The sequence below is a fragment of the Stakelama marina genome, from assembly GCF_018122655.1.
GTDB lineage: Bacteria > Pseudomonadota > Alphaproteobacteria > Sphingomonadales > Sphingomonadaceae > Sphingomonas > Sphingomonas marina.
Window position 1 is genome coordinate 24,189 of the sequence record NZ_JAGRQC010000004.1, and the last position, 22,323, is coordinate 46,511.

At 64.1% G+C, this 22,323-nt stretch carries 18 protein-coding genes; 8 read left to right on the forward strand and 10 right to left on the reverse strand.

From position 1 onward, the window contains the following. Positions 1 to 35: 35 nt before the first annotated feature. From J7S20_RS12720 to uvrB, 4 genes are all read right to left on the reverse strand, one after another. Positions 36 to 596 carry a hypothetical protein gene (locus J7S20_RS12720; RefSeq protein ID WP_284054624.1) on the reverse strand — a complete coding sequence of 187 codons (561 nt, stop codon included), beginning with the start codon at positions 594 to 596 and terminating at the stop codon, positions 36 to 38. Continuing rightward, complete coding sequence (locus J7S20_RS12725) at positions 596 to 1,141, reverse strand: hypothetical protein (protein ID WP_284054625.1); 546 nt, start codon at positions 1,139 to 1,141, stop codon at positions 596 to 598. The genes J7S20_RS12720 and J7S20_RS12725 overlap by 1 nt, the downstream gene beginning before the upstream one ends. Positions 1,142 to 1,195: 54 nt before the next feature. Next, positions 1,196 to 1,930 carry a class I SAM-dependent methyltransferase gene (locus tag J7S20_RS12730; protein WP_284054626.1) on the reverse strand — a complete coding sequence of 245 codons (735 nt, stop codon included), beginning with the start codon at positions 1,928 to 1,930 and terminating at the stop codon, positions 1,196 to 1,198. A 153-nt stretch (positions 1,931 to 2,083) separates the two neighbouring features. Next, positions 2,084 to 4,276 (reverse strand): excinuclease ABC subunit UvrB, encoded by a 2,193-nt coding sequence (gene uvrB / locus J7S20_RS12735; RefSeq protein ID WP_284054627.1) that lies wholly within the window; start codon positions 4,274 to 4,276, stop codon positions 2,084 to 2,086. A 28-nt stretch (positions 4,277 to 4,304) separates the two neighbouring features. On the opposite strand from uvrB, the gene J7S20_RS12740 reads away from it, so the two are divergent. Continuing rightward, positions 4,305 to 4,871, forward strand: coding sequence for a DUF3617 domain-containing protein (locus J7S20_RS12740; RefSeq protein WP_284054628.1), 567 nt, complete (start codon positions 4,305 to 4,307; stop codon positions 4,869 to 4,871). 209 nt (positions 4,872 to 5,080) lie between these two features. Here the strand turns inward: J7S20_RS12740 and J7S20_RS12745 are convergent, their stop codons facing one another. Next, positions 5,081 to 5,542: a hypothetical protein gene (locus tag J7S20_RS12745; RefSeq protein WP_284054629.1), complete on the reverse strand. Its 462-nt coding sequence runs from the start codon at positions 5,540 to 5,542 to the stop codon at positions 5,081 to 5,083. A gap of 236 nt (positions 5,543 to 5,778) precedes the next feature. On the opposite strand from J7S20_RS12745, the gene J7S20_RS12750 reads away from it, so the two are divergent. Then, positions 5,779 to 7,044, forward strand: a complete 1,266-nt coding sequence (locus J7S20_RS12750) for a chloride channel protein (protein WP_284055079.1) — start codon at positions 5,779 to 5,781, stop codon at positions 7,042 to 7,044. Here the strand turns inward: J7S20_RS12750 and J7S20_RS12755 are convergent. Then, complete coding sequence (locus J7S20_RS12755) at positions 7,041 to 8,258, reverse strand: MBL fold metallo-hydrolase (RefSeq protein WP_284054630.1); 1,218 nt, start codon at positions 8,256 to 8,258, stop codon at positions 7,041 to 7,043. The genes J7S20_RS12750 and J7S20_RS12755 overlap by 4 nt on opposite strands. Positions 8,259 to 8,275: 17 nt before the next feature. After that, positions 8,276 to 9,046, reverse strand: coding sequence for an SDR family NAD(P)-dependent oxidoreductase (locus J7S20_RS12760; RefSeq protein WP_347709243.1), 771 nt, complete (start codon positions 9,044 to 9,046; stop codon positions 8,276 to 8,278). Positions 9,047 to 9,130: 84 nt separating this feature from the next. Here J7S20_RS12760 and J7S20_RS12765 point away from each other — a divergent pair, with 84 nt between their 5' ends. The 6 genes from J7S20_RS12765 (at position 9,131) to J7S20_RS12790 (ending at position 19,359) form a co-directional block, all read left to right on the forward strand. Continuing rightward, positions 9,131 to 9,475 (forward strand): TraR/DksA family transcriptional regulator, encoded by a 345-nt coding sequence (locus J7S20_RS12765; RefSeq protein ID WP_284054631.1) that lies wholly within the window; start codon positions 9,131 to 9,133, stop codon positions 9,473 to 9,475. A gap of 74 nt (positions 9,476 to 9,549) precedes the next feature. After that, entirely contained in the window at positions 9,550 to 11,583 is a 2,034-nt protein-coding gene (locus J7S20_RS12770; RefSeq protein ID WP_284054632.1) for a putative bifunctional diguanylate cyclase/phosphodiesterase, read from the forward strand. Between the two features lie 47 nt (positions 11,584 to 11,630). Further along, a complete protein-coding gene (gene ligA / locus J7S20_RS12775) occupies positions 11,631 to 13,721 on the forward strand; it encodes an NAD-dependent DNA ligase LigA (RefSeq protein WP_284054633.1) in 2,091 nt (696 codons plus the stop codon). Between the two features lie 169 nt (positions 13,722 to 13,890). Beyond that, positions 13,891 to 17,280 (forward strand): TonB-dependent receptor, encoded by a 3,390-nt coding sequence (locus tag J7S20_RS12780; protein WP_284054634.1) that lies wholly within the window; start codon positions 13,891 to 13,893, stop codon positions 17,278 to 17,280. Between the two features lie 244 nt (positions 17,281 to 17,524). Beyond that, the gene (locus tag J7S20_RS12785; RefSeq protein ID WP_284055081.1) at positions 17,525 to 18,562 is read left to right on the forward strand and encodes a sensor histidine kinase; all 1,038 of its coding nucleotides are present in this window, start codon (positions 17,525 to 17,527) and stop codon (positions 18,560 to 18,562) included. Further along, positions 18,559 to 19,359, forward strand: coding sequence for a LytR/AlgR family response regulator transcription factor (locus J7S20_RS12790; RefSeq protein ID WP_284054635.1), 801 nt, complete (start codon positions 18,559 to 18,561; stop codon positions 19,357 to 19,359). Before J7S20_RS12785 ends, J7S20_RS12790 begins: the two co-directional genes overlap by 4 nt. Before the next feature lie 107 nt (positions 19,360 to 19,466). On the opposite strand, the gene J7S20_RS12795 is transcribed toward J7S20_RS12790, so the two are convergent. The 3 genes from J7S20_RS12795 to typA form a co-directional block, all read right to left on the reverse strand. Beyond that, positions 19,467 to 19,757, reverse strand: coding sequence for a DUF3297 family protein (locus tag J7S20_RS12795; protein WP_284054636.1), 291 nt, complete (start codon positions 19,755 to 19,757; stop codon positions 19,467 to 19,469). Positions 19,758 to 19,857: 100 nt separating this feature from the next. Beyond that, positions 19,858 to 20,247 carry a hypothetical protein gene (locus tag J7S20_RS12800; RefSeq protein WP_284054637.1) on the reverse strand — a complete coding sequence of 130 codons (390 nt, stop codon included), beginning with the start codon at positions 20,245 to 20,247 and terminating at the stop codon, positions 19,858 to 19,860. A 184-nt stretch (positions 20,248 to 20,431) separates the two neighbouring features. Continuing rightward, entirely contained in the window at positions 20,432 to 22,249 is a 1,818-nt protein-coding gene (gene typA, locus J7S20_RS12805) for a translational GTPase TypA (RefSeq protein WP_284054638.1), read from the reverse strand. Between the last annotated feature and the right edge of the window lie 74 nt (positions 22,250 to 22,323).

Consider the following 22,323-nt stretch of genomic DNA (forward strand, 5'->3'; position numbering starts at 1 on the left):
TTCCTCCTCGAGCCAAAACGCGTGCCCGCGTGAAGCTATCCGCGGCAACCATGGATGACACGTCCGATCGCCGGGTCGCCGGGCATGACGAGCGCGGGGTCGTCACCCAGCTTCACCGCGATCCGGGCCGGGTTCGCCGCGAGCGTTTCTCCGACAAAGGGAAGCGTGGGCGAACTTTCGGCGCGTACCTCTGGAGCCTGCGTATCGGCGGCGTGCGCGGGAAAGGCGGTCGCGCCGGTATCGGTGGCGATGTGCATCATCGCATCCTGTACGGGCATCGCGCCGCTGCGGATGAAGACGATCTGGTGGCTGTCGGGGTCGCAGCGGATGATGAAGCGCGCTTCGCTTTCGGAGGGGCCGAACAGTGCCGCTGAGCCGCCGGCGAGCGTTTTCGAGGTCCAGCTCCCCTTCGCCATGTCCGCTCCGGCAAATTCGGGAGCGGGCAGCGCGCCGGGCGTGTTCGCGACCGGCGGCTCGGTAGATGGGGCCGCCGCATCCGCGCGGTTCGACGCGGGTGACCGATTTTGCGGCGCGGCCTCGTCTCCGCCGCAACCTGCGAGCGCCAGCGCTACGAGCAGTGCCGGCACGACCCGCATCAACGACAGTCTTCGGTAACCCGCGGAACCTCCGACCAGGCGGGGATGACGAGCGTCGGCATGCCCGCAGCCTCGACGATGAAGCGGCCCCGGCTGAAGCTCATCGCGTCGAGCAGCCGGTCGCCCGGCGCGAGCGCGGCCGCGGCATAAGGCGGCGTGCCGCCCGTCGGGCTGGCGCTGACCGTGCGCGTCATCGATGTCGTGCGGATGGTAATGGGCAGCGGCCCCTGGATCAGACCGGCACGCGAGAGATAGACCTGACCGCGCTGCTTGTCGCAACGGATCACGAACAGCGCATCTTCGCCCGGCTGGCCGAACAGCGCGAGCGACCCGCGATCGTCCTGCCGATAGGTCCAGTCTCCGGGCGTCAGCGGCCAGTCGCGCCAGTCGCCGGTCGGTTGCGGCGTCGGCGATGGTGTCGGCACCGGAGCGGGCGCAGGCGTGGGGACCGGCGACGGTTGCGGAGCGGGCAGGGGCGGCGGCGATTGCGGAACGCAACCGGCGGCGAGAAGGGCGAGCGCAAGGGCTAGGCTACGGGTACGCATGGCGATCGCTTATGAAGGCCCCGAACGCCCCTCTCAAGTCCGAACCCGCCTGATTCAGGCCGGCTTGCGAAATCGATAGACGATCCGGTCGGTCTTGCCGCGGACGGACGGGTCGAACACCAGCTTTGAATGATCGTCCGAAGGCATGCGCAGCGCGTCGCTTTCGGCCTCGAGAACGAAACCCGCATTCTCGAAATCGGCCCGGATTACCGCGGGATCGATGCGGTGGAGCCGGTCGACCGTCGCGCGCGTGTCGTCGTTCGGATCGGCGACATGATCGACCACGCCGACGATCCCGCCGGGCTTGGTCGCGCGGAAGAGCGCGGCAAGAAAGCGTGCAGGATCGGTTTTGGGTATCCCGAACTTGTCACTCTGCCAGTAAAGATCGTGATAGACCATGTGCAGAAGGACGAAGTCGAAGCTGCCTGCGGGCGCGCTGAAGGCATCGAAGGGATAGGTTTCCAGCGTGACGTTGGGTTCGCGCTTTTTCAGGGCGTCCCATGCCGCAACCGCCTTTTGCTGACCGTCATAGAACTGCTTCGGCTCATAGGCGAGGACGGCTCCGCGCGGCCCTACGACGCGCGCTATCAATTCCGAGTAATAGCCTGTTCCGGCCATGATATCGGCAGCGGCGTCGCCCTTTTTCAGCCCCAGGAACGGAAGGACCTTTGCGGGCCGGCGACTTTCGTCGAGCTTGACCGCGTCGTCCGACCGCCCCGGCGCGGCAACCGCTGCAGCGACATCCGCGCTGGTGGCGGTCTGAGCGAGGGCGGGTGCAGGCGAAAGCAACGATAAACACAGAGCCAGGGCAATCGGGCGCATAAGAAATCTCCCACAAGGATGGGCGCCAAATTGCGCTGGTGTATTATATTGGTCAAGCACCAAAAGCGGCGACGCGCAGGCCCTCCACTGCACTCCCGCGGTCGTTGGTCGCCGCGCAGGCTATCGACGTCCGCCGCCGCCGAATTTCTTCTGCACCTTGCCATAGCGTGTCTTGCGCGTGCCGGGCTTGCCCTCGTTCGACCGGCCCATCAGCGGCGCCTTTTTCTCGCCCTCGGGCAGGCCAAGCTCCTCGTTTTCGAGCTCGCGAATCTGGTCGCGCAGGCGGCCCGCCTCCTCGAACTCGAGGTTCGCGGCGGCGTCGCGCATCTTCTTTTCGAGTTCCTCGATATAGGCGCGCAGATTGTGGCCGACCATGTGCGGATGCTCGTCGTCGATCTCGACCGTCACCTGATCCTTCGACGCGACATGCGCGACGATATCGCCGATCTTCTTGCGCACCGTTTCCGGCGTGATGCCGTGTTCGGCATTGTAGGCGAGTTGCTTTTCACGGCGGCGTTCGGTCTCGTTGATCGCGCGTTCCATGCTGCCGGTCATGCGATCGGCATAGAGGATCACGCGCCCGTCGACGTTGCGCGCGGCGCGGCCGATCGTCTGGATGAGCGACGTTTCCGAGCGCAGGAACCCTTCCTTGTCGGCGTCGAGGATCGCGACCAATCCGCATTCGGGAATGTCGAGCCCCTCGCGCAGCAGGTTGATGCCGACGAGCACGTCATAGACGCCCATGCGCAGGTCGCGGATCAGTTCGATACGCTCCAGCGTCTCGACGTCCGAATGCATGTAGCGGACCTTGATCCCCGCCTCGTGCATATATTCGGTCAGATCCTCGGCCATGCGTTTGGTAAGCGTGGTGACGAGCGTCCGGTACCCGGCCTCGGCGGTCCTGCGGCATTCGTTGATGCAGTCCTGAACCTGCTCCTCGACCGGCCGGATTTCGACGGGCGGATCGACGAGCCCGGTCGGGCGAATGACCTGTTCGGTGAAAACGCCGCCGGTCTGCTCCATCTCCCAGCCGCCTGGAGTTGCAGACACGAAGGTCGTCTGCGGGCGCATCGCTTCCCATTCGTTGAAGCGCAGCGGGCGGTTGTCGATCGCCGACGGCAGGCGGAAGCCATATTCGGCGAGGGTCAGCTTTCGCCGATGGTCGCCGCGCGACATGCCGTTGATCTGCCCGATGGTGACATGGCTTTCATCGACGAACAGCAGCGCGTTTTCGGGCAGATATTCGAACAGCGTCGGCGGCGGCTCGCCCGGCAGGCGGCCGGTGAGGAAGCGGCTGTAATTCTCGATGCCCGCGCAGCTGCCCGTCGCCGCGATCATCTCGAGGTCGAAATTGGTGCGCTGTTCGAGCCGCTGCGCTTCGAGCAATTTACCCTCGGCCTGCAACTCCTTGAGCCGCTCGGCAAGCTCGTGCTTGATCGCCTGCATCGCCTGTTTGAGCGTCGGCCCCGGCGTCACATAGTGCGAATTGGCGAAGATGCGAATGCGGTCGAGGCTCGCGATCTTCTTGCCGGTCAGCGGGTCGAACTCGGTGATGTCCTCGATATCGTCGCCGAAGAAACCGACGCGCCAGGCGGTGTCTTCATAGTGCGAGGGAAAGATTTCGAGGCTGTCGCCGCGCACCCGGAAATTGCCGCGCGCGAAGCCTGCGTCGTTGCGCTTGTACTGGAGCGCCACGAGCTTGCGGATGATCTCGCGCTGGTCGACGACATCGCCCTTCTTGATGTCGAAGATCATCGCCGAATAGGTCTCGACCGAGCCGATACCGTACAGGCACGACACCGATGCGACGATCAGTACATCGTCGCGTTCGAGCAGCGCGCGCGTGGCCGAGTGGCGCATGCGGTCGATCTGCTCGTTGATCGAGCTTTCCTTCTCGATGTACGTGTCCGAGCGCGGGACATAGGCTTCGGGCTGGTAATAGTCGTAATAGCTGACGAAATATTCGACCGCGTTTTCGGGAAAGAACTGCTTGAACTCGCCGTAGAGCTGAGCTGCGAGAATCTTGTTCGGCGCAAGCACCAGCGCGGGGCGCTGCAACTGCTCGACCACCTTGGCCATGGTGAAGGTCTTGCCCGACCCGGTGACGCCCAGCAGCACCTGGTCGCGCTCGCCGGCCTTCGCCTGGCCGACAAGCTCCTCGATCGCCGCCGGCTGGTCGCCCGCCGGCTGATAATCGCTCACCAGTTTGAACTTCTTGCCGCCTTCGGCCTTTTCAGGACGGTTGGGCCGATGCGGGACGAAGGTCTGTCCCGTCTCCGGCTCGGCGAGGCTGGTGCGGATCTCGATTGCCATAGCGCCACGATATGGGATGCGGGCGACCATGCCGCAACGCGGAGCGACGATGATGAAGCGATCAATGCTGCTGGTGACTGGTGCGGCCACGCTGTTGGCGGGATGCGGCGGGTCGGACGACTTTTCGGCGAAGAACGCCTCGGTCGCCGACGTCGCGTCGAAGACGAAGCAGATGCAGCGTCAGGAACCCGGCGAGTGGGAAACGACGACGCAGATCACCGCGCTCGACAATCCCGATATTCCCAAAGGGTCGCCCACCGCCAAGCTGATGATGGAACAGCTCGGCCAGAAACAGACGCAAAAGACGTGCGTCACGCGGCCGAGCACGGCGCGGCCCGTCTTCGCCCAGGCAGTCGATCCGACGGGGCAGTGTCGCTACGACCATATCTCGCTGAAGCAAGGGCATATCGACGCCTTGCTCGCGTGTCCCGCGCCCGACGGCGGCGGCACGGTGGAGATGCGGCACCGCGGCACCTTCACGCCGAAAAGCTTCGACGTGGAGGCGACGATGACGCGCAAGGACAGCAACGGTGGGCGCGCGGGCACGATGACGATGCGGATCACCGCGAAGCGCATCGGCGACTGCAAGGCTTAGGCGGCGCTGATCAACTTGAGAGTTGCTTCCTCGAGGCCAAAGTTCGTGACGGTCGTCTCGTGGAAGGAAAGCCCTGCCGAAATTAGCCCGCTGAAAAGGTTTGAAATTTTCATCTCAAGAGAATGGCTGCGAACAACCGTTTGACCAGTGGCAGTCGCCCCATCCGCCTGGCACAACCATTTGCCCCGTCCCGAAGTCGTCCACGCCTCTCAGGCGACGCGGCGATAGGCGATGCGCCACATCAGGACGGCGATGGCGGCGGAGATGGCCGCGCAGATCAGGCTCGTCGCCACGGCGCTGATCCAGCGATAGGCGAGCGCCGTCCCGCTCGGCGGCAAGGGGCGCAGCATCCCGAAGCCGTGCGTCTGCGCGCCGAGAAAGACGAACAGCGCGAGTGCCGCCCCGGTGACGGCGGCGGCGACCGGCCCGCGCCATCCCAGTGCGTGAACGGCAAGCCAGATCGGTGTGACGACGGCGGTGATCCCCAGCATTGCGAAGACGCTGCCCAGCGCCCACGCGATGCCGAGCGCGGCCATCCCGTGCTGTCCCCCCAATGCGACCAGCGCGGCGACAAGCGCGCCCGTGCAGATGCCACCGGCGGCGATGGCATATCCCGCGCGGTCGATGGACGTGCCATAGACGCGCGGCAAACGTCCGTTTGCAGCTTTCAAATTGCGACCCTCCCGGGGCAATCGCTATCACCGCTTCGCGCTTCTCCCAAGCCCCCGCGCGCCGTCACGGGCCGAATTGCGCCGGGTTTCGGGCAAAACACCACGCGCATGATAGAAATTTGCGTGCTACGCCTTTGATCGTGGCGCTGGTCGCGATAGAGAGCGCGCATGCCCAGCCGCGACTCCGTTGTTTTCCTGCCGTGAAGAAGCTTACCCGCCGCCGAATTCGCGCCCTGATGCGTCGCCACGGGCCGGAGTCGCTCGTTTTTCGTCGGCGCGTGGCGATTACCGGCGGCGCGATCTCGATCGGCCTGTTCGCGCTGATCTTCGCATCCGCCGCCGACTGGGTCAGCGGGCAGTTTCTGCATGTGGTGCATCAGTGGAAATATCTGCCGCTGCTGCTGACGCCGGTCGGTTTCGTCGCCATCGCCTATGCGACCAACCATGCGGCGCCGCTGTCGAAGGGCTCGGGCATCCCACAGGTCATCGCCGCCAAGTCGAACCCGGCCGGTGCGTCCGAAGCGCTGGTGTCGATGCGCACCGCGATCCTCAAATCCTTCCTGACGCTCGGCGCGCTACTGTGCGGCGCATCGGTGGGCCGCGAAGGACCGACGGTGCAGCTTGCCGCGGGCGTGATGGTGTTGTGGCACAAGGTCATGCATGCGCCGATGCGCGCGTCGATGATCATCGCAGGCGGCGCGGCGGGTGTCGCCGCGGCGTTCAACACGCCGCTCGCCGGTATCGCGTTCGCGATCGAAGAACTCGCCGCCGCCTATGAACAGCGCATGACGCTCCTGGTGATGACGGCCATCCTGATCTCGGGCATGGTCGCGCAGGGCGTGGCGGGGGATTATATCTATTTCGGCGTCACGGGCGCGACGATCCCGTTCCGGAGCGCGCTTTACGTCGTGCCGCTGGCGGGCATCCTCGGCGGACTGGGCGGGGGAATTTTCTCGCGGCTGCTGCTCCTCGCGGTCAGCGGCAATCACAAGGTGCTGCGGTGGATGCGCGCGCGTCCGCTCGCAACCGCTGCGATCTGCGGCGTTGTCGTCGCCGTGCTCGGTGTCACGACCGGGCTGACCTGGGGCACTGGCTATGCCCCGGCGCGCGCGATGATCGAGGGCGTCCACGCGCCGCTATGGTTCGGCATCGCGAAGTTCGTCGCGACCGTCGCGACCGCCGTTGCCGGCCTGCCGGGCGGTATCTTCGCGCCCAGCCTCGCCACCGGCGCGGGATTCGGCAACATGCTGCGCCAGTTCCTTCCGGGCGAACCGGCGAGCGCGGTCGTGCTGCTGGGGATGACCGCATATTTTACCGGCGTCGTCCGCGCGCCGCTGACCGCGGTGATCATCATTTCCGAAACGACGGTCAGCCGCGGGCTGATGTTGCCGATGCTCGGTGCCGCGCTGATCGCCGACCAGTCGAGCCAGTGGGTCTGCAAGGACCGGCTGTACCACGCGCTGTCGACGACCTTTTCCAGCCACCGCGACGACGACGATTAACGCAGCTTCCTGCCTTCGGGCGTATCGAGGCAGGCGAGCATCTGGTCGTGGTCAAGCCGCGTTGCCTTTGGCGGCGTGGTACCGGCGGGGATGTTGACCCCGCGGCCGATTGCGACGGTCGAGAACGCATTGCCGATATGGGCGCATCTGGCCGCGAGCTTCAGCATCCTTGGCGGCGTGTCATATCCTTCCCACGACAGGCGGAAGGTACCCCAATGGATGCCGATCGCATGCGCGGCGCGCAGTCGTTCGAATATGCGTACCGCATCCGCCGGGCCGACATGGCTGCCGCTCGCCATCTGGCCGGGAACGAAGCGAAACGCGCCGATCGGGATCAGCGCCAGCCGGACGGGGCCCAGCGCCGCGGCCGAATCGGCCCATTTGCCATCGCCGAATCCGGTATCGCCGCCGAAGAACAGGTTGCCGCCGGGCAAATGCACGACGAAGCTCGACCACAGCGCGCGGTTGCGGTCGGCGAACCAGCGACTGTCCCAGTGATGATTGCGGGTGACGGTGACGAACGCCTTGCCCGTGCAGCCATCGGCGCCGCGGCATGGCCGGCGGACGGGGGTGCTTTGTCCCCAGTCGAACGCCTGCGCCTCGATACCTGCCGAGCGCAGGATCGCATCGTTGCCGAGGCTGGTGACGATCTGCGGCCTGTAGCGCCGCCACAGCCGTTTGAGCGTCTCAAGGTCGAGATGGTCGTAATGGTTGTGGCTTAGCAGTACGAGGTCGATCCTGGGGAGATCGTCGAAGCGAATCCCCGGCCGCGCCACGCGCGTGGGGCCGAGGCCGAACGGACCGGCATTGTCGCTCCAGATCGGGTCGGTGAGGATATTCATCCCGTCAGCCTGGACGAGGACGGTCGCATGACCGACCCATGTCGCCACCATCCGCCCATCGCCGACGCGCCGTGCCGGACGGCTCTGCTCGACGGTCACGTGGCGCGGCCAGGCGGGCCGCCCGTCGCGGCCGGTCAGATAGCGGAGGATGAAGCCCGCACGGCTGCCGCCGCCGGGGGGACGAACGCTGTCGTCGCCATCGGGATTGAAAAACCGCTGTCCGTCGAAATGATCGCTGACCGGCCCGCGATAATATACGCGGTCGAGAAAGCGCGGAACGATGACGATCGTCAGGCACAGCGCGACGACCAGCCACAGCAACAGGCCCGCGCCGATCCGGACCGCGCGTCGTCCCCACCCGGCGCTTTTCATTTCCCGCCCCCTTCAGGTTACGCCATGCTGATACCGCCATCGACACGGTACTCGGAACCCGTCACATAGCTGGCGTCGTCGCTCAACAGGAAACAGGCGACGGCGGCGGCTTCCTCGGGCTTTCCGAACCGCCCGAGCGGAACCATCTTCGCGACCTTCTTGTGATATTCGCGGATTTCATCGTCGCTCATCCCGCCGCGCGCATGAAAGCGCGTTTCGGTGGCGCCGGGGGCGACCGCATTGACCCGGATTCCGCGCGGCGCAAATGCACTGGCCAGGCTGCGTACCGCCTGTCGGATGCCTGCCTTCATCGCCGAATAGACGAGCGCGTCGGGCCTGCCTCCGCCGACCGTTCCCGAACTGATGAGCAGCAGAGCGCCGCCATCCTTCAGGCAGTCCGCGAGCAGTTTTGCCTGTAACAGCGGCGCGCGCAGATCGACGGCATAATGCTTGTCCATATCGTCGGCATCGGTTTCGTCGAGCGCGGCAAATCGGCCGAAACCGGCGTTCAGAAAGGCCCCGTCAAGGCCGTCGGGCGCAAATTCGCGCACCGCTTCTGCAAGCGCTTCCGCAGCGTCGGGATCGGCAGCGTCATTGGCGATGACGGTTGCATTCGGCAGCGCCTGCCGCGCTTCGGCCAGATGGTCTTCGCTATGGCCGGTGATGAGTATGTGCGCGCCTTCGTCGCTCAATCGTTTTGCGGTCGCGAGTCCGATGCCGGAGAGGTGCCGCCGGTGACGAGCAAGCGACGATTTTCGAAGCGCATTGGATTCTCCTGACTGGTCGATGTTCGTCCATCAAAGCGCCGGGAGGGCGCGCCGGTTCCGGACTGCGGGTTGCATGCCCCCGGTTCGTTCGGCGATGATCGGGGCATGGAAGACTGGAGCGATGCCGATCTGGACAGGTTTCGCGCGCGGCTGATCGAACGCCGCGCAGAGCTGGTGGCGCTCGATCGGGGAGCCAGCGAATCGCGAGCGGCGGTGACGCTCGACCAGCAGTCGGTCGGCCGGCTCAGCCGGATGGATGCGATGCAGCAACAGGCGATGGCGCAGGCCGAGGGACGCCGCCGTCAGCAGGAAATCGTGCGCATCGACAATGCGCTCAGCCGCATCGAACAGGGCGAATTCGGATGGTGCGTCGAATGCGGCGACGCGATTGCGGCGAAGCGGATCGAATTCGATCCTTCGGCCGCGCGTTGCCTCGATTGCAGCGCCTGAATCGGCAGTCCCCACGCAAGAGTTTGTGAAGCTTTGTCTGCTAGCGCGGGCAGGTGAGCAGCATGTTCTCCTCTATGCGCAGATTTACCGGGGCGGCAGACAAGGATGCTGCGCGTCACGAGCAAGCCGAGCGCGCGCTTCGCCTGCTCGGCGAATATGAACGGCACAGCAGCGGCTGGTTCTGGGAAACCGACCGCACCGGCCGGCTCACCTATGTTTCGGACAAGGTCGCGAAGGTGCTCGACACGCCCGAAGCGCCGGCGATCGGTTCGATGCTGACCGACCTGTTCGTCATCGACAGCGATTCGCCCGATACCGAGCGAACGCTCGGCTTTCACCTGTCGTCGCGCACGTCGTTTTCGGATTATTCGGTGCGTCCGGCGCGCGACGATCAGGAAGAATGCTGGTGGTCGATCTCGGGCCGCCCGCAACTCGACGAGATGGGCAGGTTTCGTGGCTTTATCGGCAATGGCAGCGACCTCACCGAAAAGCGCAAGGCCGAGGCCGAGATCAACCGGCTGGCATTGTTCGATGGGCTGACTGGGCTCGCCAACCGGCAGCGGATGCGCCTGTCGCTGAGCCAGACGCTCGCCGAATCGAGTGCATATCGCGTGACCTCGCTGCTGCTGCTCGACCTCGACCGGTTCAAGGCGGTCAACGATACGCTGGGGCATCAGACCGGCGACGCGTTGTTGAAGCAGGTCGGCCAGCGGCTTCTGCGCGCGGTGGGAGAGAGGGGGCTTGTCGGTCGCCTCGGCGGCGACGAGTTCGAGGTCATTCTGCCCAGCGAGGGAAACCGCGAGCGTCTTGCCCAGCTTTCCAGGGCAATCATCAATTCGCTGTCGCAGCCTTATTTCATCGCCGGGTCGTCGATTTCGATCGGCTGCTCGGTCGGCATCGCGATTGCCCCGGACGACGGCAATGATGCCGTAACGTTGACGCGCAGCGCCGATCTGGCGCTATATGCGGCGAAGTCCGACGGGCGCGGCGTCCACCGCTTCTACGATGAAAAGATGCTGACCGGTGCGCAGAGCCGCAAGCGGCTCGAAGACGATCTTCGAACCGCCCTGGCGCAGGATCAGCTGCATGTCGCCTATCAGCCGGTCGTTGCGACGGAGGACGCGCGGATCGTGGGATTCGAGGCGCTGGTGCGCTGGACGCATCCGGCGCGAGGTGCGGTGTCGCCGGCAGAGTTCATTCCCGTGGCCGAGGAATGCGGATTGATCGAATCGATCGGCGAATGGGTGTTGCGCACCGCGTGCAAGGAAGCGGCGCAGTGGCCGGGCGACGTTCGTGTCGCCGTCAATGTTTCGCCGATCCAGTTCGCCAACCCCGCATTGCCGGCGATCGTCACCAACGCGCTCGCTCAGTCGGGCCTCGCCGCCAATCGGCTCGAACTGGAGATCACCGAGGGCGTGTTCCTGAACGAATCGGACGCGTCCGACCGGATGTTCGCCAGCCTGAAGGGTATCGGCGTCCGGCTCGCGCTCGACGATTTCGGCACCGGCTATTCGTCGCTCGGCTATCTGAAGAAGGCGCCGTTCGACAAGATCAAGATCGACCAGAGCTTCGTGCGCGGCGCGGTGGTGCCGGGCAATCGCAATGCCGCGATCATCAAGGCGATCGTCATGCTCGCCGAAACGCTGGGCATGGAAACCACCGCCGAAGGGCTGGAGGTTCAGGACGAGATCGACCTGATCCGGGAACTCGGTTGCAGCCATGTGCAGGGCTATGTCTATGGCAAGCCGATGGATGCCGGCGAAGCTGGGCAACTGCTCCAGGCCGAAGGTGGTGCAGCGAAGCCGTCTGGATTCAAGGTCAGCCGCGCCCAGCGCGTGAAGATGCTGCGCCGCGCCATGCTCGATGTGGGCGACGCGCGCGGCGAAGTGCGTATCCTCAACATGTCGACCACCGGCGCGATGATCGATGGAATCGAGTTTCCGGGCGATGTGAACGGGTATGAGGTGAAGATCGAACTGCTCGACGGGCAGATGTTCGCGGCCAAGCTACGCTGGGCCAAGGGCGGTAGGGCAGGGCTGGAATTCGCGGAACCGTTCGACATGGCGCGGCTCAGGCCGACATCGAAGATACTGCGCAAGACGGGCTGAATTTCTCGCGCTTGATCGCGGCGGGCTTGCCGCTTACCGCTTCGCCGATGGACCGCCTGCCCAATACCGACGAGGAAGCCGCCGCCGAACTGGCCGAACTGGCCAGCAGGATCGCGCATCACAATCGCCTGTATCACGCAGAAGACGCTCCCGAGATCAGCGATGCCGAATATGATGCGCTGGTCCGCCGCAACAACGCGATAGAGGCGGCCTTTCCCCATCTCGTGCGCGCCGATTCCCCCTCGGTGCAAGTCGGTGCGGCGCCGGCAGGGCATCTGTCCAAGGTCGCGCACGCGCAACCGATGATGAGTCTGGAAAACGCGTTTTCCGACGAAGAGGTCGTCGAGTTCGTCGCGCGCATCCGGCGGTTCCTGAGCCTTGGCGAGGACGACGCCGTGGCCTTGACCGCCGAGCCGAAGATCGACGGGCTGTCCTGTTCGCTTCGCTATGAAAAGGGCCGCCTCGTCCGTGCCCTGACGCGCGGTGACGGCCGGATTGGCGAGGACGTGACGGCCAATGTGCGGACGATCGCCGATATTCCCGACCAGCTTCCCGAAGACGCGTTCGGCACTCCGGACGTGTTCGAGGTGCGCGGGGAAATCTACATGGCCAAGGCCGATTTCCTTCGGCTCAACGAGCGGTTGCTGCGCGAGGCCGAGGACGCGGGGAACGCCGACAAGGCGCGGCAGTTCGCCAATCCGCGCAACGCCGCCGCGGGTTCGCTGCGCCAGAAGGATGCGGCCGTAACCGCGACCCGCCCGTTGCGTTTCCTTGCTTGGGGCTGGGGGGAACTGGTCGGTGCGGAGGTCGAGGAAACGCAGGCGGGACGGATTGGCCGGATCGCGAAAGGGTTTCCGGTGTCCGAACTGTTCGCCGGCCCGTTCGATGTGACCGCAGCGCTAGATCACTACCGCCGCATAGAGGCCGAGCGCGCCGACCTGCCCTTCGACATCGACGGGGTCGTGTACAAGGTCGACCGGCTCGACTGGCAGCAGCGGCTGGGCAGCGTGGCCAAGGCGCCGCGCTGGGCGCTCGCGCACAAATTTCCTGCCGAAAAGGCGCAGACCACCCTCAACGCGATCGACATCCAGGTCGGGCGGACGGGCAAGCTCACGCCGGTCGCGCGGTTGGAGCCCGTGACGGTCGGCGGGGTCGTCGTGACCAATGCGACGTTGCACAATGCCGACGAGATCGCACGGCTCGGCGTGCATCCGGGTGACCGCGTCGTCATCCAGCGCGCGGGCGATGTTATTCCGCAGATCGTCGAGAATCTAAGCCGCGACGACGGCCGCGAGCCCTGGCCGTTTCCCGACAAATGCCCCGAATGCGGTTCGGACGCGGTGGCCGAGGAGGGCGAGGTCGATATCCGCTGCACCGGCGGGCTGATCTGCCCCGCGCAGCGCGTCGAGAGGCTGCGTCATTTCGTCAGTCGCGGTGCGCTCGATATCGACGGCATGGGCGGAACCACCGTCGAGAGCTTCTTTCGCGACGGATTGCTTCATTCGCCGGCGGACATTTTTCGCCTGCACACCAAGCGCGACGAGATCCTCGCGCGCGAGCGCTGGGCGGAAACGTCGGTCGATAACCTCTTGTCGGCGATCGAGCAGCGGCGGGCGCCCGATCCCGCGCGGTTCCTGTTCGGGCTTGGCATCCGGCACATCGGCAGCGTCACCGCGCGCGATTTGCTGCGCGCGTTCGGCACGGTCGAACGGCTCGCGGAGGTGGCGTCCAAAGCGGCTGACGATGCCGAAGCGCGCGGCGAGATAGAGGCGGTCGACGGCGTCGGCCCCGTCGTCGCGCAGGCGCTCGTCGATTTCTTTGCGGAACAGCACAACCGCGAGGCGTGGGACGATCTGCTCAGCGAAGTATCCCCGCCGCCGCTGGCCGAAGAGGTGCGCGACTCGGAAGTCTCCGGCCTGACCGTCGTGTTCACGGGCAGCCTGGAAACGCTGTCGCGCGACGAGGCGAAGGCGCAGGCGGAATCATTGGGTGCGCGTGTGTCGGGATCGGTGTCGGCGAAGACCGGACTGGTCGTTGCGGGACCGGGTGCGGGTTCGAAACTCAAAAAGGCATCCGAACTTGGGATTCGTGTCGTCGATGAAGCCGAATGGGCAAGGATCGTTCAATCGGCGACATGATCCATGCGCGGGACGGGGTGATGCGTTTTTGCAACGCAGCATGAGTCTTTTCGTTCCGGCGCTCTGACGGCGTTGACTGTCATCGAACCGAAATAAAGAACCTCCAACGGGGGCGCGACGGTGAACACCACCGCGTGCACGAGCACTTGGGCTCCAAGAGGGATTATTGATGCGAAACCACCTTCTCTTTGGTGCGGCTGCGGTCGCGCTCGCAATTCCTGCCGCCGCTTCGGCGCAGCAGATCACGACGGGCATCGAAGGCGCCGTCACCGACGCTTCTGGCGCGCCGATTTCGGGCGCGACGGTTGTCGTCACCGATACGCGTACCGGCGCCAGCCGCACGCAGACGACCAACCAGACCGGCCAGTTCTCGGTCAGCAACCTGACGCCGGGCGGCCCCTACACGATCGCCGCGTCGGCTCCGGGTTTCGAAGGCCAGACGGTCAACGACGTCAACACGTCGCTTCAGGGTAACACCCGCCTGACGTTCAACCTGACTTCGGGCGCCGGCGCGATCGTCGTTACCGGTACGCGCGCGAACCTGACGCAGCTTGCGGTTGGCCCGGGCAGCGCGTTCGGTGAGCAGACGATCGAGAATACGCCGAGCTTCGGCCGCGATATTCAGGACATTATCCGCTACGACCCGCGCGTTTCGCTGGACCAGAGCGGTGACCAGATCACCTATTCGTGCCTGGGCGGCAACAACCGCACCAACAGCTTCACCGTCGACGGCATCCAGCAGGGCGACGTTTTCGGCCTGAACGGTACCGCCTATGCCTCGCGCACCTCGGCGCCGCTTCCGTATGACGCGCTGCGCGAAGTCCAGGTCCAGTTCGCGCCTTACGACGTCGAATATGGCGGCTTCACCGGCTGTCAGGTGAACGCGATCACCAAGTCGGGCAGCAACAGCTTCCACGGTGATGCGTTCTTCGAATATTCGGACAACAACCTGCGCGGTACCAAGGTCGCTGGCGAGACCGTCGGTGACATCAATCCGGAGAAGCGCTGGGGCGTTTCGCTCGGCGGGCCGATCATCAAGGACCACCTGTTCTTCTTCGGCGCATATTCGCACATCGAAACCGCGAAGTCTCAGGATTACGGCCCTGCGGGCGCGACGGGCTATGCGAACACGCTGTCGGGCATCTCGCAGGACCAGTTCAACCAGATCGCCGATATCGCGCGTAACGTATACGGCGAGGATCCTGGCCCGCTGGTCAGCAACCTGCCCTATACCAACGACCGCTATTTTGCGCGTCTCGACTGGCAGATCAACGACCGTCAGCGTTTCGAGGCGACCTATCAGCGTCTCGAGGAAGTCGCGCTCAGCACCGACGATTTCAGCTATCGGCCACGCAGCGTCCAGCTGACCGGTAAGAACACCTATGAGAATTCGGGTACGAAGTCGGATTATTATTCGGGCCGCCTCTTCTCGGACTGGACCGACAATTTCTCGACCGAGATTCGCTATTCCTATTCGAAGGTCAACGACATCCAGGACCCGTTCGGCGGCGGAGAAGCGCAGTCGGGCAACCCGATCGTCCGTCTGGTGGTCGGTGTCGACAACGGAACCGGCGACAACGCCACGGTCCTGATCGGTCCCGGCCAGTATCGTTCCGCGAACCAGCTCAACACGACGATCCAGCAGGGCACGGCGATCGCCAAGCTCAACCTCGATCGGCACAAGCTGAAATTCGGTTTCGAGTTCAACCAGGCTGAAATCTACAACCTGTTCATTCCGAACGGCACCGGAACGCTGGTTTTCAACAACATTTCCGACTTCCAGAACGGCATTCTGTCGAACGGAAACAGCACCTATACGGCGCCGGATAACGTCGTTTCCGGTGGTGCCTATGGTGCGTTCGGAAACTTCTCTGCCACCGGCAACCCCAACGACGCTTCGGCGACGTTCACGCGGACGATTTTCTCGGCCTATGGTCAGGATGACTGGCAGATCAATGACGCACTCGGTATGGTCGCGGGCGTTCGCCTGGACTGGTATGACGGCGGGCAGCCGACCGCCAACCCGATGTTCACCGATCGCTATGGCCGTACGAATGCGGTTGGCTTCAGCAACCTGCCGGTGCAGGTGCTGCCGCGCGTCGCCTTCACCTATGATGCAGGCGATTTCGGTCCGCTGACGCGGAACAAGCTGCGCTTTGGCGCAGGCATGTTCACGGGCGGCGATCCGCTGGTGTGGTTCTCGAACGCCTTCTCGAACAACGGCTTCAGCAGCGCGCGTGGTACGTCGACCGCCGCGGGTTGCCCGGCAGGCCCGATCAGCGTCGTGAGCAACGGGTCTTTCACCGGCTTCCCGAACTGCGTCGTTGCCGATGCCTCTTCGCAGGCCGCGCAGGGTTCGTTCACGGTTCAGTCGATCGATCCCAACATCAAGATGCCGACGGTGCTGCGCGCCAATATCGGCTTCGAAAGCGCGCTTGAACTGGGCGGCGGCTTCTTCAGCGGCTGGCACGTCAAGGCCGACTATATCTACAGCCACTTCATCAACCCGTTCGCGGTTTCGGACCTGACCCAGGCGGTCGATCCGAGCCAGGGTCTGAATGGCTACACGGTTGACGGTCGTCCGATCTATGCTCCGATCGACCCGCTTGCCACCGGCTGTAATGCTGCGCTGCAGAGCTCCAGCCCGACGCCGGTTTACAGCAACCTGTCGCCGGCTTGCTTCAACACGGGACGTTATGGCGCCATCGTGCTGACCAACTCGGACGGGTACGACAGCCATGTCGCGTCGTTCATTCTGTCGAAGCGCTTCAATCGCGGTATCTTCACCGATGGCGGTTCGGTCGATTTCACGGTTGGTTATGCTTACACCTACGCTCAGGAGCGTCGGGCCTTCACCAGCTCACAGGCGACGTCGAACTTCAAATATCCGGCGACCTTCGACATCCAGAACCCGGCGGTGTCGCGCGGTCTGTTCTCTCAGGAGGACAGCATTGCGATGAACCTCAACTTCACCGAGACGTTCATCAACGACCTGAAGACGCGGCTGGGCATCACGTTCAACGCCACGTCGGGCAAGCCGTTCAGCCTGACCTATTCGGGCCGCGACCTGTTCGCGAAGAGCGGTGCGGGCGACAATGCTCTGATCTACGTGCCGAACGGCATCGACGATCCGAATCTGTCGCCGAGCTCGAACACGGATGCGGTCAAGGAACTGGTTGCGTTCGCGAATTCGAATAGCTGCACCAAGGGCTATCTCGGTCGTTCGATCGCCGGCAACACCTGCACGAACCCGTGGTATTTCGATATGGACCTCGTGTTCTCGCAGGAAGTTCCGGGGCCGGGCCGCCTGTTCGGCGTGAATGACAAGATCAAGCTGTATGCGACGGTCGACAACTTCCTGAACATGCTCGACAGCGGCTGGAACGTGCGCAAGCGCAACACGTCCTATGGTTCGGTTTCGGTTGCCGATATCAGCGGTGTCGATCAGCAGGGACGCTACATCGTGTCGAAAGCGACCACCGGTGACTACAATAAGATCTATGTGGATACGACTCCGTCGCTGTGGCGGATCAAGGTCGGCGTGAGCTACAGCTTCTAAGCCGATAACAGCCCAAGAAACTGGCCGCCGTCCCCGAAAGGGGGCGGCGGTTTTCTTTTGTGCCGCGTGCCGTCGGCTTTGCGCCGGTCGGGGGGCGCGCCTACATTGCTTTGCCGATACCCGCCCGCGGCGGTACAGTCGCGGTTCAACGCCGACGCTTCAGAGAGCCCCAGCGCCAGTGCCCAACCAGAAACCTTCGATTTTCTCGCGCCCCTTTTTCGAGGACAAGAGCCGCGCCTTCTGGATGCTGCAGGCGGCCGGGTGGAGCGGCTATCTCGTGCTGCGCAGCGTCTCGTCGGTTTCCAACAGCTTTTCGTTTCAAAGCGTCATCGCCAACATCATCGAGGCGATCCTCGGCTATTGCCTGACGCTGCTTCTGTCGGCGCTGTACGGCTATTACCGCAAACTTCCGCGATTGAGCGGCATCGCGATCACGCTGGCGACGCTGGTCGCGGCCACGGCGGTATATGCGGTCATCGACGCGTTCACATTTTCGTTCATCCGCAATGCGACGCCCGGCCTGACCGTCAGCCTGGTGCTGGGATATGTGTTTCTGAACTTCGTCGTGCTCGCGGGCTGGTCGGCGCTGTATTTCGGGATCAATTTCTACCTGATCGTCGAGGAGCAGACTTCGCAGTTGCGGCTGCTCGAAACGCAGGCATCGACGGCGCAGCTCACGATGCTGCGCTATCAGCTCAATCCGCACTTCCTGTTCAACACGCTCAATTCGATCTCGACGCTGGTGCTGCTGAAGCAGACCGAGCGCGCCAATGCGATGCTTGCGCGGCTGTCCAACTTTCTGCGCTACACGCTCGCCAACGAACCGACAGCGCACGTCACGCTGGCGCAGGAGGTCGATATGCTGAAACTCTATCTCGAGATCGAGAAGATGCGTTTCGACGAGCGTCTGCGGCCGCGGTTCGACATCGATCCGCGCGTGGAAAAGGCGCGACTTCCCTCGTTGCTGCTCCAGCCGCTTGTCGAAAATGCGATCAAATATGCCGTAACGCCGCAGGAAGAAGGCGCCGAAATCGCGGTCACGGCGCGGCTCACCGGGGACAGGGTGCATATCACCGTATCGGACACCGGACCCGGATTGACCGCAGCAAAACGCAGGCCGAACCTTTCAACCGGGGTCGGCCTTGCCAATATCAGGGAAAGATTGGCGCAGGCATTCGGCCCCGACCACAGATTCGCCACGCGTTCGAACCCAGGGGGCGGGTTCAGCGTTGAGATTGAAATACCGTTCCAGTTGCAGGAACAGACACGTGAGGCAGCATGAGTATTCGCACCATCCTCGTCGATGACGAGCCCCTTGCGATCCAGGGACTGGAGCTGCGGCTCCAGCAGCATGACGATATCGAGATCGTCGAGAAGTGCCAGAACGGCCGCGAGGCCATCCGCGCGATCAAGACGCACAAGCCCGATCTCGTCTTCCTCGACATCCAGATGCCCGGTTTCGACGGTTTCTCCGTTGTTCAGGGGCTGATGGAGGTCGAACCACCGCTCGTCGTATTCGTCACCGCCTATTCGGATCACGCCATCCGCGCATTCGAGGCGCAGGCGGTCGATTATCTGCTGAAGCCGGTCGAGGAAGCGCGGCTCGCCGACACGCTCGAACGCGTGCGCGCGCGGCTCAGCGAAAAGCGGGGCCAGGCCGAGATCGAGAAGCTGAAGGAAGTGCTTGCCGAGGTCGCGCCCGAAGCCGCCGAGGAACTTGCCGAAGGTGGCGAGCAGCCGGCGGCCAGCCGCTATGAAAAGCTCATCAACATCAAGGATCGCGGGCAGATCTTCCGCGTCGATGTCGATACGATCGAACGCATCGACGCCGCCGGCGACTATATGTGCATCTATACCGGCGACAACACGCTGATCCTTCGCGAGACGATGAAGGACCTCGAAAAGCGGCTCGACCCGCGCCGCTTCCAGCGCGTTCACCGCTCGACCATCGTGAATCTCGACCTCGTCCGTCAGGTCAAGCCGCACACCAATGGCGAGTGCTTCCTGATGCTCGATTCGGGCGCGCAGGTGAAGGTCAGCCGCAGCTACCGCGACGTCGTCGCGCGCTTCGTGCACTAATCGCCGGCCGGGCGCGCTCACCGCGCCGGCGGTCGAACGCAAAAGGCGCCGCTCCCTCTACCGGGACGGCGCCTTTTCTTGTGTCATGTGCGCGAAATGGCGAGGCATCAGGCCTCGTCGGCGACGTCCTGCGGGCCGGTCGATCCGGGTTCGCCCTGTTCGGCGTCCTGATACCAGGCCTCTACCGGGCCGGTCAGCTTGATCGTCAGCGGTTGGCCGTGGCGATCGGTCTTGCGGCCGACCTGAACGCGGACCCAGCCTTCGGAGATCGAATATTCCTCGACATCGCGGCGCTCGGTGCCCTTGAAACGGATGCCGATGCCGCGCTGCAGGACCGACTGGTCGAAATGCGGGCTGCGCGGATTGACGGAAAGGCGGTCGGGAGGTGTGTCGCTCATGGCGTGCGCCTTTGCCGCAATATTGGTCGCCGGAAAAGGGGGCGCATGAAAAAAGGGACGGCGCACCCGCCGTCCCCTTGTCGTTGCGATTGCCTTGGCGTCAGCGGCAATAGCGGACCCGGACATGGCGGTGGAGATACGGATCCCACACGCGCCGGACGCTGCAATAGCGATAGTCATCGTAATAGCGGCGGGCATAATAGCCGTTGGTCGGATAATAGCCGTGGCGGTTGTAATAGCCGCGATCATAGTCGTAGCGGCGGTCGTACCGGCTGTCATAGCGTCGGTCGTAGCGGTTGTTGTCCGCAATCGCCGCGCCGATCACGAGGCCGGCAATGCCGCCGACAATCGCTGCGCCGGCAACGTCGCCGCCGCGGTCGTGGTGACGGTAGTGATGGCGATAGTGCTGGGCCTGGGCGGGCGCTGCGACGGTAAGCGCCGTCGCACCGAGCGCGAGGCCGAGCGCCGATTTCCTGATAATGTTGGTCATATGGTCCTCCTATTCCCCGCCGCGCCAGACGATCGTTGGAAGAACGCATGAACCGCGACGATGGTTAAGGGTATAGCAGGAGGTGACTGAACCGGCCCGGAACCGGCCGTTAAGCAGTGGTTTAGCTGGTTAAGGCGTGCATGGCGGCGGCGATGGTCGCATATCGACCATCGCCGCCCATGGCTTACACGGCCTGCGCGCTGCGCTTGGCGCGCTTGCGCTCATGCGGGTCGAGATGGCGCTTGCGCAGGCGGATGGTCTTCGGCGTGACCTCCACCATCTCGTCATCGTCGATATAGGCGATCGCCTGTTCCAGCGTCAGCTTGCGCGGCGGGGTCAGGCGGATCGCATCGTCCTTGCCCGACGAGCGGATGTTGGTCAGCTGCTTCGCCTTCATCGGGTTGACCTCAAGGTCGTCGGGCTTGGCGTTTTCGCCGATGATCATGCCCTCATAGAGCGCTTCGCCCGGGCCGACCATCAGGATACCGCGATCCTCGAGCGAATTGAGCGCATAGGCATTCGCCTCACCCGTGCCGTTCGAGATGAGGACGCCGTTCTTGCGGCCCTCGATCGTGCCCTTGTGCGGGCCATAGCGTTCGTACACGCGGTTCATGATGCCCGTGCCGCGCGTGTCGGACAGGAACTCGCCATGATAGCCGATCAGGCCGCGCGACGGGGCGGAAAAGGTGATGCGCGTCTTGCCGCCACCCGACGGGCGCATGTCGGTCATTTCCGCCTTGCGCAGGTTCATCTTCTCGACGACCGTGCCCGAATATTCTTCGTCGACGTCGATCATCACCGTCTCATACGGCTCCTGCCGCTCGCCATTTTCTTCGCGGAAAAGGACGCGCGGGCGGCTGATGCCGAGTTCGAAGCCCTCGCGGCGCATCGTCTCGATCAGCACGCCGAGCTGGAGTTCGCCGCGGCCGGCGACTTCGAAGCTGTCCTTGTCGGCGGCTTCGGTCACCTTGATCGCGACGTTCGATTCGGCCTCGCGGAACAGGCGGTCGCGGATCATGCGGCTGGTGACCTTCGATCCCTCGCGGCCTGCCATCGGCGAATCGTTGACGGCGAAGCGCATCGACAGCGTCGGCGGGTCGATCGGCTGCGCGGCGATGGGTTCGGAAACCGATGTGTCGCAGATCGTGTTGGCGACGGTGGCGACTTCAAGGCCGGCGAGGCTGATGATGTCGCCCGCCTTCGCCTCTTCCACGGGCACGCGTTCCAGCCCGCGGAACGCCATGATCTTGGTCGCACGGCCGGTCTCGACGACCTTGCCGTTCATGTCGAGCGCATGGATCGGCTGGTTGAGCTTCACCGTACCGGTTTCGACCCGGCCGGTCAGGATGCGGCCGACGAAATTGTCGCGGTCGAGCAGCGTCACCAGAAACTTGAACGGCGCGTCGACATCGACGTCGGGCTGCGGAACATGGCCGACAATCGCTTCGAAGAGCGGCGTCAGGTCGCCCTCGCGTGCATCGGCGTCGGTTGAGGCATAGCCATTGCGGCCCGAGGCGAAGAGCGTCGGGAAATCGAGCTGCTCGTCATTGGCGTCGAGGTTGACGAACAGGTCGAACACCTCGTCGAGCACTTCTTGCGCACGCGCGTCCGAACGGTCGATCTTGTTGACGACGACGATGGGCTTCAGGCCGAGCGCGAGCGCCTTGCCGGTGACGAACTTGGTCTGCGGCATCGCGCCCTCGGCAGCGTCGACCAGCAGGATGACGCCGTCGACCATCGACAGGATGCGCTCGACCTCACCGCCGAAATCGGCGTGGCCGGGCGTGTCGACGATGTTGATCCGCGTGCCGTTCCACTCGACCGAGGTGCATTTGGCGAGGATCGTGATCCCGCGTTCCTTTTCGAGGTCGTTCGAATCCATCGCGCGTTCGTCGATGCGCTGATTGTCGCGGAACGTGCCGGACTGGCGGAAAAGCTGGTCGACGAGCGTTGTTTTGCCGTGATCGACGTGGGCGATGATCGCCACGTTGCGAAGAGTCATGGTTTTTCCCGGGAATGAAGGTTCGCGCGCGCCTCTAGCGCAAATGTTGCGCTGCGCAAAGGGCGCAAGTAGAG

Bases quoted from the DNA above. Each gene is read 5' to 3' on its own strand.
- J7S20_RS12720 (WP_284054624.1), bottom strand. From the start codon at position 596: ATGCGGGTCGTGCCGGCACTGCTCGTAGCGCTGGCGCTCGCAGGTTGC.
- J7S20_RS12725 (WP_284054625.1), bottom strand. From the start codon at position 1,141: ATGCGTACCCGTAGCCTAGCCCTTGCGCTCGCCCTTCTCGCCGCCGGT.
- uvrB (WP_284054627.1), bottom strand. From the start codon at position 4,276: ATGGCAATCGAGATCCGCACCAGCCTCGCCGAGCCGGAGACGGGACAG.
- J7S20_RS12740 (WP_284054628.1), top strand. From the start codon at position 4,305: ATGCCGCAACGCGGAGCGACGATGATGAAGCGATCAATGCTGCTGGTG.
- J7S20_RS12750 (WP_284055079.1), top strand. From the start codon at position 5,779: ATGCGTCGCCACGGGCCGGAGTCGCTCGTTTTTCGTCGGCGCGTGGCG.
- J7S20_RS12755 (WP_284054630.1), bottom strand. From the start codon at position 8,258: ATGAAAAGCGCCGGGTGGGGACGACGCGCGGTCCGGATCGGCGCGGGC.
- J7S20_RS12765 (WP_284054631.1), top strand. From the start codon at position 9,131: ATGGAAGACTGGAGCGATGCCGATCTGGACAGGTTTCGCGCGCGGCTG.
- J7S20_RS12770 (WP_284054632.1), top strand. From the start codon at position 9,550: ATGCGCAGATTTACCGGGGCGGCAGACAAGGATGCTGCGCGTCACGAG.
- ligA (WP_284054633.1), top strand. From the start codon at position 11,631: ATGGACCGCCTGCCCAATACCGACGAGGAAGCCGCCGCCGAACTGGCC.
- J7S20_RS12780 (WP_284054634.1), top strand. From the start codon at position 13,891: ATGCGAAACCACCTTCTCTTTGGTGCGGCTGCGGTCGCGCTCGCAATT.
- J7S20_RS12785 (WP_284055081.1), top strand. From the start codon at position 17,525: ATGCTGCAGGCGGCCGGGTGGAGCGGCTATCTCGTGCTGCGCAGCGTC.
- J7S20_RS12790 (WP_284054635.1), top strand. From the start codon at position 18,559: ATGAGTATTCGCACCATCCTCGTCGATGACGAGCCCCTTGCGATCCAG.
- J7S20_RS12795 (WP_284054636.1), bottom strand. From the start codon at position 19,757: ATGAGCGACACACCTCCCGACCGCCTTTCCGTCAATCCGCGCAGCCCG.
- J7S20_RS12800 (WP_284054637.1), bottom strand. From the start codon at position 20,247: ATGACCAACATTATCAGGAAATCGGCGCTCGGCCTCGCGCTCGGTGCG.
- typA (WP_284054638.1), bottom strand. From the start codon at position 22,249: ATGACTCTTCGCAACGTGGCGATCATCGCCCACGTCGATCACGGCAAA.